Source organism: Pseudoduganella sp. SL102, from assembly GCF_027856995.1.
GTDB lineage: Bacteria > Pseudomonadota > Gammaproteobacteria > Burkholderiales > Burkholderiaceae_D > Rugamonas > Rugamonas albidiflava.
The window spans coordinates 1,044,390-1,058,537 of record NZ_CP115554.1; the positions used below are offsets into that span (position 1 = coordinate 1,044,390).

15 protein-coding genes are annotated in these 14,148 nt (G+C 66.0%); 12 read left to right on the plus strand and 3 right to left on the minus strand.

Annotation, left to right across the window (positions count from 1 at the left end; translation table 11 throughout):
- The first annotated feature begins 16 nt into the window (after positions 1–16).
- Positions 17–1,033 carry a 2-dehydropantoate 2-reductase gene (locus OU994_RS04445; RefSeq protein WP_281611575.1) on the plus strand — a complete coding sequence of 339 codons (1,017 nt, stop codon included), beginning with the start codon at positions 17–19 and terminating at the stop codon, positions 1,031–1,033.
- A gap of 67 nt (positions 1,034–1,100) precedes the next feature.
- Here OU994_RS04445 and OU994_RS04450 read toward each other — a convergent pair whose 3' ends face one another.
- Complete coding sequence (locus OU994_RS04450) at positions 1,101–1,250, minus strand: hypothetical protein (protein WP_165497791.1); 150 nt, start codon at positions 1,248–1,250, stop codon at positions 1,101–1,103.
- Positions 1,251–1,485: 235 nt separating this feature from the next.
- Positions 1,486–2,094 carry a Crp/Fnr family transcriptional regulator gene (locus OU994_RS04455; protein WP_131147973.1) on the minus strand — a complete coding sequence of 203 codons (609 nt, stop codon included), beginning with the start codon at positions 2,092–2,094 and terminating at the stop codon, positions 1,486–1,488.
- A gap of 158 nt (positions 2,095–2,252) precedes the next feature.
- Between OU994_RS04455 and oxc the strand changes: the two genes are divergently transcribed.
- From oxc to OU994_RS04470, 3 genes are all read left to right on the plus strand, one after another.
- A complete protein-coding gene (gene oxc, locus OU994_RS04460; protein WP_281609777.1) occupies positions 2,253–3,959 on the plus strand; it encodes an oxalyl-CoA decarboxylase in 1,707 nt (568 codons plus the stop codon).
- Between the two features lie 95 nt (positions 3,960–4,054).
- Positions 4,055–5,305, plus strand: a complete 1,251-nt coding sequence (gene frc, locus OU994_RS04465; protein ID WP_281609778.1) for a formyl-CoA transferase — start codon at positions 4,055–4,057, stop codon at positions 5,303–5,305.
- A gap of 79 nt (positions 5,306–5,384) precedes the next feature.
- Positions 5,385–5,831 carry a PAS domain-containing protein gene (locus OU994_RS04470; RefSeq protein WP_281609779.1) on the plus strand — a complete coding sequence of 149 codons (447 nt, stop codon included), beginning with the start codon at positions 5,385–5,387 and terminating at the stop codon, positions 5,829–5,831.
- Positions 5,832–5,835: 4 nt separating this feature from the next.
- On the opposite strand, the gene OU994_RS04475 is transcribed toward OU994_RS04470, so the two are convergent.
- A complete protein-coding gene (locus OU994_RS04475; RefSeq protein WP_281609780.1) occupies positions 5,836–6,681 on the minus strand; it encodes a class I SAM-dependent methyltransferase in 846 nt (281 codons plus the stop codon).
- Positions 6,682–6,896: 215 nt separating this feature from the next.
- Here OU994_RS04475 and OU994_RS04480 point away from each other — a divergent pair, with 215 nt between their 5' ends.
- From OU994_RS04480 to OU994_RS04515, 8 genes are read left to right on the plus strand one after another with little or no spacing between them, the layout of a single operon-like run.
- Entirely contained in the window at positions 6,897–7,661 is a 765-nt protein-coding gene (locus tag OU994_RS04480) for a GntR family transcriptional regulator (RefSeq protein ID WP_281609781.1), read from the plus strand.
- A 2-nt stretch (positions 7,662–7,663) separates the two neighbouring features.
- Positions 7,664–9,388 (plus strand): fumarate reductase/succinate dehydrogenase flavoprotein subunit, encoded by a 1,725-nt coding sequence (locus OU994_RS04485; protein ID WP_281609782.1) that lies wholly within the window; start codon positions 7,664–7,666, stop codon positions 9,386–9,388.
- Positions 9,389–9,398: 10 nt separating this feature from the next.
- Positions 9,399–9,632, plus strand: a complete 234-nt coding sequence (locus OU994_RS04490) for a ferredoxin family protein (protein ID WP_281609783.1) — start codon at positions 9,399–9,401, stop codon at positions 9,630–9,632.
- Between the two features lie 18 nt (positions 9,633–9,650).
- Positions 9,651–11,060, plus strand: a complete 1,410-nt coding sequence (locus tag OU994_RS04495) for an ABC transporter substrate-binding protein (RefSeq protein ID WP_281609784.1) — start codon at positions 9,651–9,653, stop codon at positions 11,058–11,060.
- 12 nt (positions 11,061–11,072) lie between these two features.
- Positions 11,073–11,867 carry an ABC transporter permease gene (locus OU994_RS04500; protein WP_281609785.1) on the plus strand — a complete coding sequence of 265 codons (795 nt, stop codon included), beginning with the start codon at positions 11,073–11,075 and terminating at the stop codon, positions 11,865–11,867.
- Positions 11,864–12,739 (plus strand): ABC transporter ATP-binding protein, encoded by an 876-nt coding sequence (locus OU994_RS04505; protein WP_281609786.1) that lies wholly within the window; start codon positions 11,864–11,866, stop codon positions 12,737–12,739. The genes OU994_RS04500 and OU994_RS04505 overlap by 4 nt, the downstream gene beginning before the upstream one ends.
- Positions 12,740–12,746: 7 nt before the next feature.
- A complete protein-coding gene (locus OU994_RS04510; RefSeq protein WP_281609787.1) occupies positions 12,747–13,703 on the plus strand; it encodes a HEAT repeat domain-containing protein in 957 nt (318 codons plus the stop codon).
- On the plus strand, positions 13,700–13,999 hold the full coding sequence (locus OU994_RS04515; protein ID WP_281609788.1) for a DUF971 domain-containing protein: 300 nt from the start codon (positions 13,700–13,702) through the stop codon (positions 13,997–13,999). The genes OU994_RS04510 and OU994_RS04515 overlap by 4 nt, the downstream gene beginning before the upstream one ends.
- Positions 14,000–14,148: the final 149 nt, after the last annotated feature.

The window sequence follows — 14,148 nt, forward strand, 5'->3', positions numbered from 1 at the left end:
ACCCAGGGAGCAGATGATGAAGATCGCAGTGATCGGAGCGGGAGCAATCGGTGGGCTGGTGGGGGCGCGGCTGGCGCTGGCGGGCGAGGATGTGACGTTCATCGTGCGCGGCGCGAACCTGGAAGCCCTGCGCAACCGGGGCATCAGGCTGATCGAGGCCGACGGGCAGGTGCGGATCGCCGCGCAGGTGCGCGCCACCGACGACTACGAGGCCGCGGGCCCGCAGGACGTGGTCATCGTGGCGCTGAAGGCGCACCAGGTGGCCGACGTGGCGGGCCGCATCGGCGCGCTGTTCGGGCCGGAAACCGTGGTGGTGACCATGCAGAACGGAATTCCGTTCTGGTACTTCCATCGCCACGGCGGCGAATTCGAAGGGCGACCGGTGCTCAGCGTCGACCCCGGCAACCAGCTCGCGCAGGCCATCCCGCCGGCACGCATCCTCGGCTGCGTCGTCTATCCGGCGGCGGAGCTGGTGTCGCCCGGCGTGATCCGCCACATCGAAGGCAGCCGGTTCCCGCTGGGCGAACTCGATGGCAGCACGAGCGAGCGGGCCGGCAGGGTGGGCGCCTGCTTCGAGCATGCGGGCCTGAAGGCACCGGTGCTGGACAATATCCGCGCCGAGATCTGGCTGAAGCTGTGGGGCAACCTCAGCTTCAACCCCATCAGCGCGCTGGCGCATTCCACGCTGGTGGACATTTGCCAGCACCCGCTGGCGCGCGGCCTGGCCGCGAGCATGATGCGCGAGGCCGAAGCGGTGGCGGCCAAGCTGGGCATCGCCTTCCGTGTCACGCTGGACCGCCGTATCGAGGGCGCGGAGAAGATCGGCAAGCACAAGACGTCGATGCTGCAGGACGTCGAGGCCGGGCGGGGACCGGAGATCGACGCGCTGGTGGGCTCTGTGATCGAGCTGGCGCGCATGACGGGCACGCCGACGCCGCACATCGATTCCGCGTACGCGCTGGTGAAGCTGCTGGAGCAGTCGATGGCCGAGGCGCGCAGCGGCGTGCGGCTGCACAAGGCCGTGGCGGCCTGACGGCCACGCGTCGGACGAAAAAAAACCGGGACAGCGCATCGTCCCGGTTTTCGTGATCCCCCGAGCCTTAGAGGCCCCAGGTATAGGCCGCTTCTTCGCGGTCCTGCTGCTGGTCGCTCAGCTTGTCGCGCCATTCCAGCTGGAAGAACTGGGCGATCAGGCCGGCGAGGGAGAAGTCGTTGTTCTGTTGCTTTGCGGTATCAGTGAGGCCGTTCATTTTGCTGCTCCTTGAATGGTTGAAAGCGTGTATGCCTTTGATTATAAAGGCGGTACACCCCCGGTCCAATTGACGGCAGCCATAACGGTCATTCAATGTGTGAATGACTGTCTATGAAAAAGCGCTCAAAAATCAGGCAAATTTATTTAGCGAGTGTCGGTAGGAAACTGTTGTTTTCGTTCGCTGCCAGAGGTAACCGGACAGTGAGCGCAGGCATGGTTTCGGCGCTGCATGCCTAGATCTTGCCCTGGTGCTTCAGCCGGCTCAGCGTCTCGGGCGACAGGTTCAGGTAGTACGCCAGCTCCTTCTTCGGCAGCCGCTCGAACATGTCCGGGAACTTGCGCATGAAGCGGTGCACGCGGCCGGGCGCATCGAGCAGGTGCAGCGTGATCGTGTGGGCCATGATGCCGCTCATCAGGTTCATCACCTCGTACTCGAACGCCTGCTTCACCGTGCTGTGGCTCTGCAGGAAATCCACCCACTGTGACAGCGGCATGCTGGCCACCCGCGCCTTCGTCATGCACACGATGCTGTACGGCGTCGGCGTCTTCAGGCACCAGGCGGCATAGCTGGTTTCGATGTCGCGCTCGGAGGAGAAGCGCAGGATCATTTCCTTCGCCTCGTGGTTGGTGACCAGCCGCTTGAGGATGCCGTCCAGGATGAAGTACTGCTGCATGTCGTACACGCCCTGGTTGAGGAGCAGGTCGCCCTTCTGGTGATTGGTCACCGTCAGGTATGGCTCCAGGGCGGCCATTTCGCTGTCGCGCATTTCCTTGAGAACGATGTTCTGTTTCAGCTGTGCGCGAATGATGTTGCGTTCGGGGTGATTTGCGATGAGCGTCATGTGCAACCGGCCAACATACACGAGATTGTCATCATGCGGTGAATCTTGACCGCGGTCAATGATTCAAATCAGAGCCGCTGGCTATGATGGTTCCAGGGCGAATCGGCTGGCCAGGTCGCCTGAACCGACGGGCACCCCGAAAATAAATGGAGACAACCATGACCCACAATGTATCGGTAGAAGTCACCGACGGCTTCCACCTGGTGATCGATGCGCTGAAACACAACGACATCGATACGATCTTCGGCCTGGTCGGGATACCGATCACCGATCTCGCCCGCCTGGCCCAGGCCGAGGGCATGCGCTTCATCGGCTTCCGGCACGAGCAGAACGCGGGCAACGCGGCCGCCATCGCCGGCTACATGACGAAGAAGCCGGGCATCTGCCTGACCGTCTCGGCACCTGGCTTCCTGAACGGGCTGACGGCGCTGGCCAACGCCACCACCAACTGCTTCCCGATGATCCTGATCTCCGGTTCCAGCGAACGTGAAATCGTCGACCTGCAGCAGGGCGACTACGAGGAGATGGACCAGCTGAACGTGGCGCGCCCGCACTGCAAGGCGGCGTTCCGCGTGCTGAAGGCCGAGGACATCGGCATCGGCATCGCGCGGGCGATCCGCGCCGCCGTCTCCGGCCGTCCCGGCGGCGTGTACCTCGACCTGCCGGCGCAACTGCTGGCGCAAACGATCGAGGCCGGCCACGCCCAGCGTTCGCTGGTGAAGGTGATCGATGCCGCGCCGCGGCAGCTGCCGGCGCCCGAGTCGGTGGAACGCGCGCTGGCACTGCTGAAGGGCGCGAAGAAGCCGCTGATCCTGCTCGGCAAGGGGGCCGCCTATGCGCAGGCCGATGCCGACATCCGCGCCTTCGTCGAGCGCACCGGCATTCCCTACCTGCCGATGTCGATGGCCAAGGGCCTGCTGCCCGACACGCATGCGCAGTCGGCGTCCGCGGCGCGCTCGTTCGTGCTGGCCGAGGCCGATGTGGTGGTGCTGGTCGGCGCGCGCCTGAACTGGCTGCTGGCGCACGGCAAGGGCAAGACCTGGGGCAAGCCGAAGCAGTTCGTGCAGATCGATATCGCGCCGACGGAAATGGACAGCAACGTGGCGATCGCCGCGCCGCTGGTGGGCGACATCGGTTCCTGCGTGGGGGCGCTGCTGGCGGGGCTCGATGGCGCCGGCATCGACAAGCCGGATGAAGAATGGCTTGGCGCGATCGCCCAGCGCAAGGAACAGAACACGGCGAAGATGGCCGCGCTGCTGGACAAAAATCCGGTACCGATGAATTTCCACAGCGCGCTGCGTTCGATCCGCGACGTGCTGAAGGAATACCCGGACATCAACCTGGTCAACGAAGGCGCCAACACGCTCGACTTCGCGCGCAGCATCATCGACCAGTACCAGCCGCGCAAGCGTTTCGATTCCGGCACCTGGGGCATCATGGGCATCGGCATGGGCTTCGCGATCGGCGCGGCGGTCACCAGCGGCAAGCCGGTGGTGGCGGTGGAAGGCGACAGCGCCTTCGGCTTCTCCGGCATGGAGCTGGAAACGATCTGCCGCTACGAGCTGCCGGTCACCACCATCGTGTTCAACAACAATGGCGTGTACCGCGGCACGGACGTGAACCCGACCGGCGGCAAGGACGTGGCGCCCACCGTGTTCGTCAAGAATGCCCGCTACGACAAGATGATCGAGGCGTTCGGCGGCATCGGCTACCACGCCACCACGCCGGAAGAACTGGCGCGGGCACTCTCGGAGGCGATCGCCGCCGGCAAGCCGGCGCTGATCAACGCCGTCATCGACGAAACGGCAGGCACCGAAAGCGGGCGCCTGACGAACCTGAATCCGCAAAGCGCCGCGAAAAAGTAAATCCACACCCGTGATTTTCCACGACGCCGGCATCACCAATGCCGGCGCGGGGCCCCGCTACGACTGAACAAAGACCTCAACAAGGAGACTGCACCATGAGCAAGCCACTGGAAGGCATCAAGATCATCGACTTCACCCACGTCCAGGCCGGCCCCGCCTGCACCCAGATGCTGGCCTGGTTCGGCGCCGACGTGATCAAGGTGGAGCGGCCGGGCGCGGGCGACGTCACCCGTTCGCAGCTGCGCGACATTCCCGGCGTCGATGCGCTGTACTTCACCATGTTGAACAGTAACAAGCGCTCGCTGACGCTCGACACCAAGATGGCCGAAGGCAAGGAGATCCTGACGAAGCTGATCAAGGAATCCGACGTACTGGTGGAGAATTTCGGCCCCGGCGCGCTGGACCGCATGGGCTTCACGTGGGAGCACATCCGCGAGCTGAATCCCGGCATGATCGTGGCGTCGGTGAAGGGCTTCAGCGACGGCCACCATTACGAAGACCTGAAGGTGTATGAGAATGTGGCGCAATGCGCCGGCGGCGCGGCGTCCACCACCGGTTTCGACGACGGCCCGCCGACGGTGAGCGCCGCCGCGCTGGGCGACAGCAACACCGGCATGCACCTGGCCATCGGCATCCTGACGGCGCTGCGTTCGCGCGATGTCACGGGCCGCGGCCAGAAGGTGGCGGTATCGATGCAGGACAGCGTGCTGAACCTGTGCCGCGTGAAGCTGCGCGACCAGCAGCGCCTGGACCGGGTAGGGTACCTGGAAGAATATCCGCAGTACCCGCACGGTTCCTTCTCCGACGTGGTGCCGCGCGGCGGCAATGCGGGCGGCGGCGGCCAGCCGGGCTGGGTGCTGAAGTGCAAGGGCTGGGAAACCGATCCCAACGCGTATATCTACTTCACGATCCAGGGGCATGCGTGGGCGCCGATCTGCCGCGCCATCGGCAAGGAAGAGTGGATCGACGATCCCGCCTACATGACCGCGCAGGCGCGCCAGGACAAGATCTTCGACATCTTCGGCACCATCGAGGAATGGCTGAAGGACAAGACCAAGTTCGAGGCGGTGGACGTGCTGCGCAAGTTCGACATCCCGTGCTCGCCCGTGCTGTCGATGAAGGAACTGGCCAACGATCCGTCGCTGCGCGCCAGCGGCACCATCGCCGAGGTGGACCACAAGGAGCGCGGCAAGTACCTGACCGTGGGCAGCCCGATCAAGTTCTCGGACCTGAAGGTGGAGATCAAGGGCTCGCCACTGCTGGGCGAACATACCGACGAGATCCTCGAGTCGCTCGGCTACAGCCAGAATCAGATCGCGGCGCTCCACGAACAGCGCGTCGTCTGACCCCGGGTCGGATTTTCCAGGTTCTTCCCGTTCGCGCGCCCATTCATGGTGGGCGCGCATTTTTCATTCAGGAGCTCACATGACCACCGAGATCGACTTCGAACAACTGGTACGCGGCATCGGCGACGGCGTCATCGTCTGCGACGCGGCCGGCGCGATCACGTTCTGGAACGATGCCGCCACGCGCATCTTCGGCTTCACGGCGGGCGACGCGCTCGGCCAGTCGCTGGACCTGATCATTCCCGAACGGCAGCGGCAGCGCCACTGGGATGGCTACCACAAGACGGCGGCCACCGGTGAAACGCGCTACGGCAACGACCTGCTGCGCGTGCCCGCGCTGCACAAGGAAGGCAAGCCGCTGTCGATCGCGTTCACCGTCGCCATGCTGTACGACCCCGCCGGCCAGGTGGCATCGGTCATCGCCGTGGTGCGCGACGATACCGCGCGCTGGAGCGAGGAGCGGGCCCTGAAGGCCCGCGTGCGTGAACTGGAAGCGGCGGCGCGCAGCGAGCCGGTGGCTTCCTGACGGATCACGGCGCCGTGGCGGTCACGTCCCAGCACGCCGCCGTGTAGCGCACCGTGTCGCCGTCGACGAACGGCGCGAAGGCCGCCACGGCCTGCGGCACGATCGCCGCGCGGGCAGCGGCATCGAGCCGCGGCAGTGCGCGCCCCACGGGGCCCATCATCGTCGCGTAGCGGGCCAGGTCGCGCTGCGGGAACGCGCACGGTACGTCGCGCGGCGCGATGCGGATGTCCCGCCAGCCGGCACCGGCGAGAAGGCCGCGCACGCGTTCCTCATCGGCAAACGCGAACTGCCCGGGATCGTCCGGCTTGCGGGGTGGCGGCGCCGGCAGTTGCGCGCCCACCGCATGTTCGGCGGCCGTCATGAACGGATTTTCTTCCGCCGTACGCCACGCGAAGAACCGCAGCGTGCCGCCGCTGCGCGCCGCACGCCGCAGGTTCGCGAACGCGGCGCCGGCATCCTCGAAGAACATCACACCGAAGCGCGACACGAGCGCGTCGAAGCTGGCCGGTGCGAACCCATGCTGCTGGGCATCCGCGCAAACGAAGTCGGCCGGCACGCCCCCGGCAGTGGCCTCCGCCCGCGCCACGGCGATCATCGGCGCCGAGATGTCGATGCCGGTGGCCTGCCCCGTGCGGCGCGCCACCGCGAGCGTGGTGCCGCCGGTGCCGCAGCCCACGTCCAGCACCCGCTGGCCGGTGTCGACACCTTCCACCAGCAGGGTCTCGATACCGCGGAACATCCCGTCGAGCAGTTCGCGCAGGTCGACCCAGGCGTTGCCACCGGTGGTGTTCCACAGTTCCTGTTGAGAAACAGGCTGCAGAACAGGCTGAAAAGCGGGGATTGCATCCATCGTGACCTCCTCCATCCAGTGACCCGTCATCATGCCACGCCGGCGCGGCGCTGCGAGCCGGGCCGCGTATCCGCCGCATATCGATATAACTCCACCGCCTGAGGCGCTTCACGCATTAGCAAAACCGAAACGATTCGTTTTCATGCCCGGCACCCGTCGATACCATCCTTGCATCGTCATCACCTGTCATGACAGGCCAAGCAAGGACACCGCACATGACTCTTTTCCGGGCACTCGAATCCTCCGCCGCACCGCTGTACTCGCAAGTGCGCGAACGCCTGCGCGAGCGGATCGTCGACGGCACCTATGAACCGGAAGCCCGCCTGCCCGCCGAAAGCGAGATCAGCGCGATCTTCTCCGTCAGCCGCATCACGGTGCGCCAGGCGCTGGCCGACCTGCAGCACGAAGGCCTGATCGTCAAGGTGCCCGGCAAGGGAACGTTCGTGGCCCAGCCCAAGCCGAGCCAGGACCTGGCGCGGCTGGAAGGCTTCGGCGAGGCCATGTCGCGCCGCGGCCATACCGTCATCAACAGCGTGCTCAGCCACCTGACGGTGCCGGCCGAAGCCCACGTGGCCAGCCAGCTGCACCTGCCGGCCAGCGCCCGGGTCACGGAAATCCGCCGCGTGCGCCATGTCGACGATGCGCCGGTGTCGTATGAAATCACCTACCTGCCGACCCGCATCGGCGACCGGCTGCGCGGCGAGAACCTGGCCGAACGCGACATCTTCCTGATCCTGGAAACGGACTACGGCCTGTCGCTGTCCCATGCCGACATCCAGATCGGCGCCGTCTCGGCCGACACCGCGCTGGCGAGAGCGCTGGACCTGGCGCCGGGCACCGCGCTGCTGCGCATCGAGCGCCTGACATGGACGGTCGACGGCGAGCCCCTCGATTTCGAATACCTGTACGTGCGCGGCGACGCATTCCAGTACACGCTGCGCCTGCCGCGCCGCACCACGACAACCAACCCTGGGAATTGAATATGGAGACAATCGAACAAACCGTCGACGTGCTCGTCATCGGCGGCGGTACCGCCGGACCGATGGCGGCCGTGAAGGCCAAGGAAGCCAATCCCGCGCTGCGCGTGCTGCTGCTGGAGAAAGCCAACGTCAAGCGCAGCGGCGCCATCTCGATGGGCATGGATGGCCTGAACAACGCCGTCGTGCCGGGCTTCGCCACGCCCGAGCAGTACGTCAAGGAGATCACGGTCGCCAACGACGGGATCGTCAACCAGAAAACCGTGATGGCCTACGCGCGGAACAGCTACGCCATGATCGAGGAGCTGGACCGCTGGGGCGTGCGTTTCGAGAAGGATGAAACGGGCGACTATGCGATGCGCAAGGTGCACCACATGGGCACCTACGTGCTGCCGATGCCGGAAGGGCACGACATCAAGAAGGTGCTGTACCGCCGCCTGAAGCGCACCCGCGTGGAAATCACCAACCGGCTGGTGGCCACGCGCCTGCTGCTGGCGGAAGACGGCAGCATCGCCGGCGCCATGGCGTTCGACTGCCGCACGGCGGACTTCCACGTGATCCGCGCGAAGTCCGTCGTGCTGGCCACGGGCGCGGCGGGCAGGCTGGGGTTGCCGGCATCGGGTTACCTGTTCGGCACCTATGAAAACCCGACCAATGCGGGCGATGGCTACAGCATGGCGTACCACGCCGGCGCGGAACTGTCGGGTATCGAGTGCTTCCAGATCAATCCGCTCATCAAGGATTACAACGGCCCGTCGTGCGCCTACGTCACCGGCCCGTTCGGCGGCCATACCACCAATGCGAAGGAAGAGCGCTTCATCGAATGCGATTACTGGAGCGGCCAGATGATGCAGGAGTTCTATAACGAACTTCAAGGCGGCAACGGGCCCGTGTTCCTCAAGCTGAACCACCTGGCCGAGGAAACCATCCAGACCATCGAGACGATCCTGCACACCAACGAACGCCCGAGCCGCGGCCGCTTCCACGAAGGCCGCGGCACCGATTACCGCCAGCAGATGGTGGAGATGCACATTTCCGAGATCGGCCTGTGCAGCGGCCATTCCGCTTCCGGCGTTTGGGTCGACGAACATGCCCGCACCACCGTGGCCGGCCTGCATGCCGCCGGCGACCTGGCCTGCGTGCCGCACAACTACATGCTGGGGGCCTTCGTGTACGGCAAGCTGGCCGGCGAGAGCGCCGCCGCGTACTGCGCTGCGCACGAGCTGCCGGCGGTCGATGCCGCACAGGTGGAGGCGGAACGCCAGCGCGTGTGGGCACCGCTGCACCGCGAGGATGGCCTGCCGCCGAACCAGGTGGAGTACAAGCTGCGGCGCATGGTCAACGACTACCTGCAGCCGCCGAAGGTCACGAAGAAGATGGAGATCGGCCTGCAGCGCTTCGACATGATCCGGCAGGACCTCGACCGCATGCAGGCGCGCAATCCCCATGAACTGATGCGTGCCATGGAAGTGCATGCGATCCGCGACTGCGCCGAGATGGCGGCGCGCGCCTCGCTGTACCGCACCGAAAGCCGCTGGGGCCTGTACCACAACCGCGTGGACTACCCCCAGCGCAACGACCAGGACTGGTTCGTGCACGTGCAGCTGCAAAAGCAGGGTGGCGAAATGGTGTGCTTCAAGCGCGCCATCGAACCGTACATCGTGCCGCTGGAAGACCAGGAAAAAACCGCTTATCAACGCTTGCGGGTTGCCCAACCGCTGGCCGCCTGAAGGAGACGCAATGCCCACCACGATCAACATCACCAGCGTGCCCATCACCGTGGACGCCGACAAGTGCATCGCCCACAAGGGCTGCACCGTCTGCGTGGACGTGTGCCCGCTCGACGTGCTCGCCATCGACCTGTCGAAAGGCACGGCGTACATGAAATTCGACGAATGCTGGTACTGCATGCCTTGCGAGAAGGATTGCCCCACCGGCGCCGTGCATGTCGATATCCCCTATCTGTTGCGATGATCCTTGGAGAAAAATAAAATGAACCTGTCCAGACACCTGATCGGTCTTCCCCTGGCCCTTTCCCTGTCGCTCGCTTTCAGCGGCGCCAGCGCCGAAACGATCCGCGTTGCCATCGGCACGCAGGACACCACGATCAACTGCGCCACCGGCGGCCTGCTGATCCGCGAACTGAACCTGCTGCAGAAGTACCTGCCGAAGGATGGCAAGTACAAGGATGCGAAATACGACATCGTGTGGAAGAACTTCACTTCCGGCGCACCGCTGACGAACGAGATGGTGGCCGGCAAGCTGGACCTCGGCTCGATGGCCGATTTCCCCGGCTCCTTCAATGGCGCCGCGCACCAGAAGGCCGGCAAGAAAAGCATCTTCATCACCGTGCTGTCGGGCAGCACGCTGGGCTCGGGCAACGGTATCGTCGTGCCGAAAGGCTCGGCCGTGCAATCGCTGGCCGAGCTGAAGGGCAAGACGATCTCGGTGCCGTTCGCATCGACGGCCCACGGGATGCTGCTGCGCGCCGTGAAGGCACAGGGCTGGGATCCGGAAAAGGACGTGAACATCACCACGCAGGCGCCGGAAATCGCCGGCTCGGCCCTGCAGAGCAACAAGATCGAAGCGCATGCCGACTTCGTGCCGTTCGCCGAACTGTTCCCGCACCGCGGCTACGCCCGCAAGATCTTCGACGGCTCGCAAGCCAAGTCGCCCACGCTCCACGGCAGCCTGGTGGATTCGGCCTATGCGAAGAAATACCCGGAGATCGTGGTGGCCTACCTGCGCGCCGCGCTGGAGGCGGACCGGCTGATCGCCGCCGAACCGGAAAAATACAGTGACCTGATCGCCAAGGTGACCGGCATCGAGGCCGAGATCAACTACCTGTTCCATGGCCCGGTCGGATTGCAGACGCGCGACTTCACGTGGAAGCCGGAATACCGGCAGGCGGTCGCCACGTCGATCCAGACGCTGCGCCTGCTGAAACGCACCGACAGCGACATCGACGTGAACAGCTTCATCGACGATTCCTACCTGCGCACCGCGTTCAGGCAGTCGAACCTCGACTACGACAAGGCATTGAAGAACTACGCCAAGCTGCCGCTGTCCGCCAAGGATGCGGTGACCGGCAAGCCGATCGCCGACTTCCGCCAGCTCACGCAGATCTGGGTGCAGGGCGAGCCGCTGGTGCGCCACTATGCAAGCGCCGGAACCGCGTTCGCCGAGCTGCGCAAGCTGGAGCAGGGCGGCAAGAAGGTGCGCACCGTGTATGCGCATGACCAGGACACGGGCCTGAAGCTGCTGGCGGCCGATGCGTGGTTCGTCGTCAAGGGCAGGGAGGTGGGGGGCTTCCTGCTGAAGGCCGACGCCGATGCGTGGGCGAAGAAGAACGGCGGCCAGGTCGTGGATTACGACAGGCTCAAAGCCGGCAACGTCATCTGACCGGACGCCATCGTGAACACGACCGCATCCAAAATCCTGCGCGCGATCGTCGGGCTGCTGTCGATCGCCGCCTGCGTGGCAGCCTGGCAATGGGCCGCGTCGCGGCACGCCGACTTCGGCCTGGTCACGTTCCAGAACGTGCCGTCGCCCGTCGACGTGGTGGCGGCGGCGAAGGACCTGGTCGAATCGCCGAAGCTGTCGCAGCACCTGTCCGCCAGCGTGTACCGGGTATTTGCCGGTTTTGCCGGCGCCGCAGTGACCGGCATCCTGCTCGGCCTCGTCGTCGGCCGCTCGCGCTGGGTCGAGGACGTGCTGATGCCGCCACTGGAAGTGCTGCGGCCGATTCCCGCGGTGGCGTGGATTCCGCTGGCGATCCTGATGTTCCCATCGTCGGAGGCATCGATGGTGTTCATCACCTTCATCGGCGCGCTGTTCCCGATCCTGCTGAACACCGTCCACGGCGTGGAAGGCGTCGACCAGCGCCTGGTCGCCTCGGCGCGCAGCCTGGGAGCGGGGCGGTGGAGCATCTTCGCCGAAGTGATCCTGCCGGCGGCCGCGCCCAGTATCGTGACCGGGCTGGCGATCGGCATGGGCACCGCGTGGTTCTGCCTGGTGACGGCGGAGATGATCTCCGGCCAGTTCGGCATCGGCTACTACACGTGGGCGTCGTACACGATCCAGAACTATCCCGAGATCGTGGTGGGCATGCTGTTCATCGGCGCGATCGGCATGGGCAGCAGCGTGCTGGTGAAAAAGATCGGCAACCTGTTCCTGCCCTGGTACCTGATGACGAGGACGAAATCATGAACCGTATTTCAGCAATCGAAGAACGTGCCCTGGAAGACAGTGCACTGGGCGGCATCGAGATCGACCATCTCACCATCCGCCTGGGGCGGGGAAAGCAGGCGTTCGATGCCGTGCAGGACGTGTCACTGCGCATCCGCCCCGGCGAATTCGTCTGCGTGCTGGGGCCGTCGGGCTGCGGCAAGTCCACCCTGCTGGGCGGGCTGGCCGGGCACTGGCAGCCGAGCGGGGGCACCATCCGCGTCGATGGCGACACGGTGTCCGGGCCGCACCCGGACCGCGGCCTGGTATTCCAGCACCACACGCTGTTCCCGTGGAAGAAGGTACTCGACAATGTGGCGTTCGGCCTGAAGATGAAGGGTGTCGGCCGCGCCGAACGGCACCAGCGGGCGCGCGACATGCTGAAACTGGTCGGCCTGGAAGGCTTCGAGGACCGCTACCCGGTGCAGCTCTCGGGTGGCATGCAGCAGCGCGTGGAGATCGCCCGGGTCTTGATCAACGGCCCGCGCGTGATGCTGATGGATGAACCGTTCGGCGCCCTCGACGCGCAGACCCGCCTGAAGATGCAGGAATTGCTGCTGGAGGTGTGGAGCCGCGTGAAGACGACCATCGTCTTCATCACGCACGATATCGACGAAGCGCTGTTCCTGGCCGACCGCATCCTCGTGATGAGTCCCCGCCCGGGCCGCATCATCGACGAGATCCGGCTCGACTTCCCCAGGCCGCGCAGCGCGGACCTGGTGACGTCGCCGGAATTCACCCAATACAAGCGCCATTGCCTGGCGCTGCTGCACCCGCACGCGAACATCGTGCCGCTCGACCGCCTGAGCCCCCTGGGCCCGGCCGGATCGGCACCTCAACATGCACAAGGATAAAAAGACAATGACCGATTACGACGACCCGGAACTGGCGGACATCGCCGCACGGCTGCGCGAGCCGGATGCCACGGTGCGCCGCATCGCGGTACTCGCGCTGGCGGACTTCGATGGCGACGAGCCCCTGCCGCTGCTGGTCTCGGCGCTGGACGACGCCTCGGCCGACGTGCGTGCCGAGGCCGCGCGGGCGCTGGAAGCGTTCGAGACGCCGGACAGCGTGGCCGGCGTGGCCCGTCTGTTGAACGATGAGGACGCCGATGTGCGCGATGCCGCGGCGCAAAGCCTGGCGCAACTGAAGCTGGCCTCGTCGGCCATCGCGCTGTTGCCTTACCTCGCCAGCACCGACAGTTTCGTCCGCGCCGCCGCACTGCGTGCCGTGCGCGAACTGCGCGCGCCGGAAACGGCCGCGCCGGCACTGGCCGCGCTGGACGATGCCGATCCGCTGGTGCGGCGCGAAGCCGTGTCCGTGCTGGGCTGGCTGAAACACCTCGACGCCTTGCCGGCGCTGACGGCACTGGCGACCGGCGATCCGCATGCCGACGTGCGCCGCGCCGCCGTGGGCGCACTGGGCGCCGCCACGGACGATGCCGTGCTCCCGGCGCTGCTGGCCGCCCTGGGCGACGCCGCGTGGCAGGTGCGCGAGGAAGCGGCGGCCACGCTGGGCAAGCTGCGCCTGCAGGGCGCCGCCGCGGCCTTGGTCGGCGCGCTGGACGATCCCTACTGGCAGGTACGCCTGCGCGCCGCCCGCAGCCTGGGCCGGCTGCGCAGCGCCGACGCGCTGCCCGCGCTGATCGCCGCGCTGGCGCACACCATCAGCAACCTGCGCAAGGAAGCCGCGCTGGCGCTGGGCGAGATCGCCTCGCCACTGGCCCTGCCGGCGCTGCGCGAAGCGGCCAACGACCCGGACCCGGAAGTGCGCAAGTCGGCCCGGCTGGCGCTGCAGCAGACGGAGGCCGCGGCATGAGCGTCGACACCATCGATACCATCGAAAACCGCTCGCGCGCCGGCATCCTTGCCGTGCGCTGGGCTGGTGGCAGCGAACACGCCTTCACGCACGCCGAACTGCGCGCCGCCTGCCCCTGCTCCGGATGCCGTGCGCTGCGGCGTGCCGGTGGCACCGTCGAAGCATCGCCGGAAGTACGGCTGACCGTCATCGAACCGGCGGGCAGCAACGCGCTGAACCTCGGCTTCAGCGACGGGCACGCGCGGGGCATCTATCCCTTCGCGCTGCTGGCCGAACTGGCCGCCATCACCTGCTGAGCCCATGTCATGGGGTCAGGCACCGTGACACGAGCTGATCCATCATGACCTGCTGAGGTCGTGTCATGGTGGCATTGCAGGGGGCGACGCAGGGACTTCGTGAAGCGCAGCTTCGCGCCTGCCGAGCGGCGCCGCCATGCAGGGCGGCG

Bases quoted from the DNA above. Each gene is read 5' to 3' on its own strand.
- OU994_RS04445 (WP_281611575.1), top strand. From the start codon at position 17: ATGAAGATCGCAGTGATCGGAGCGGGAGCAATCGGTGGGCTGGTGGGG.
- OU994_RS04450 (WP_165497791.1), bottom strand. From the start codon at position 1,250: ATGAACGGCCTCACTGATACCGCAAAGCAACAGAACAACGACTTCTCC.
- OU994_RS04455 (WP_131147973.1), bottom strand. From the start codon at position 2,094: ATGACGCTCATCGCAAATCACCCCGAACGCAACATCATTCGCGCACAG.
- oxc (WP_281609777.1), top strand. From the start codon at position 2,253: ATGACCCACAATGTATCGGTAGAAGTCACCGACGGCTTCCACCTGGTG.
- frc (WP_281609778.1), top strand. From the start codon at position 4,055: ATGAGCAAGCCACTGGAAGGCATCAAGATCATCGACTTCACCCACGTC.
- OU994_RS04470 (WP_281609779.1), top strand. From the start codon at position 5,385: ATGACCACCGAGATCGACTTCGAACAACTGGTACGCGGCATCGGCGAC.
- OU994_RS04475 (WP_281609780.1), bottom strand. From the start codon at position 6,681: ATGGATGCAATCCCCGCTTTTCAGCCTGTTCTGCAGCCTGTTTCTCAA.
- OU994_RS04480 (WP_281609781.1), top strand. From the start codon at position 6,897: ATGACTCTTTTCCGGGCACTCGAATCCTCCGCCGCACCGCTGTACTCG.
- OU994_RS04485 (WP_281609782.1), top strand. From the start codon at position 7,664: ATGGAGACAATCGAACAAACCGTCGACGTGCTCGTCATCGGCGGCGGT.
- OU994_RS04490 (WP_281609783.1), top strand. From the start codon at position 9,399: ATGCCCACCACGATCAACATCACCAGCGTGCCCATCACCGTGGACGCC.
- OU994_RS04495 (WP_281609784.1), top strand. From the start codon at position 9,651: ATGAACCTGTCCAGACACCTGATCGGTCTTCCCCTGGCCCTTTCCCTG.
- OU994_RS04505 (WP_281609786.1), top strand. From the start codon at position 11,864: ATGAACCGTATTTCAGCAATCGAAGAACGTGCCCTGGAAGACAGTGCA.
- OU994_RS04510 (WP_281609787.1), top strand. From the start codon at position 12,747: ATGACCGATTACGACGACCCGGAACTGGCGGACATCGCCGCACGGCTG.
- OU994_RS04515 (WP_281609788.1), top strand. From the start codon at position 13,700: ATGAGCGTCGACACCATCGATACCATCGAAAACCGCTCGCGCGCCGGC.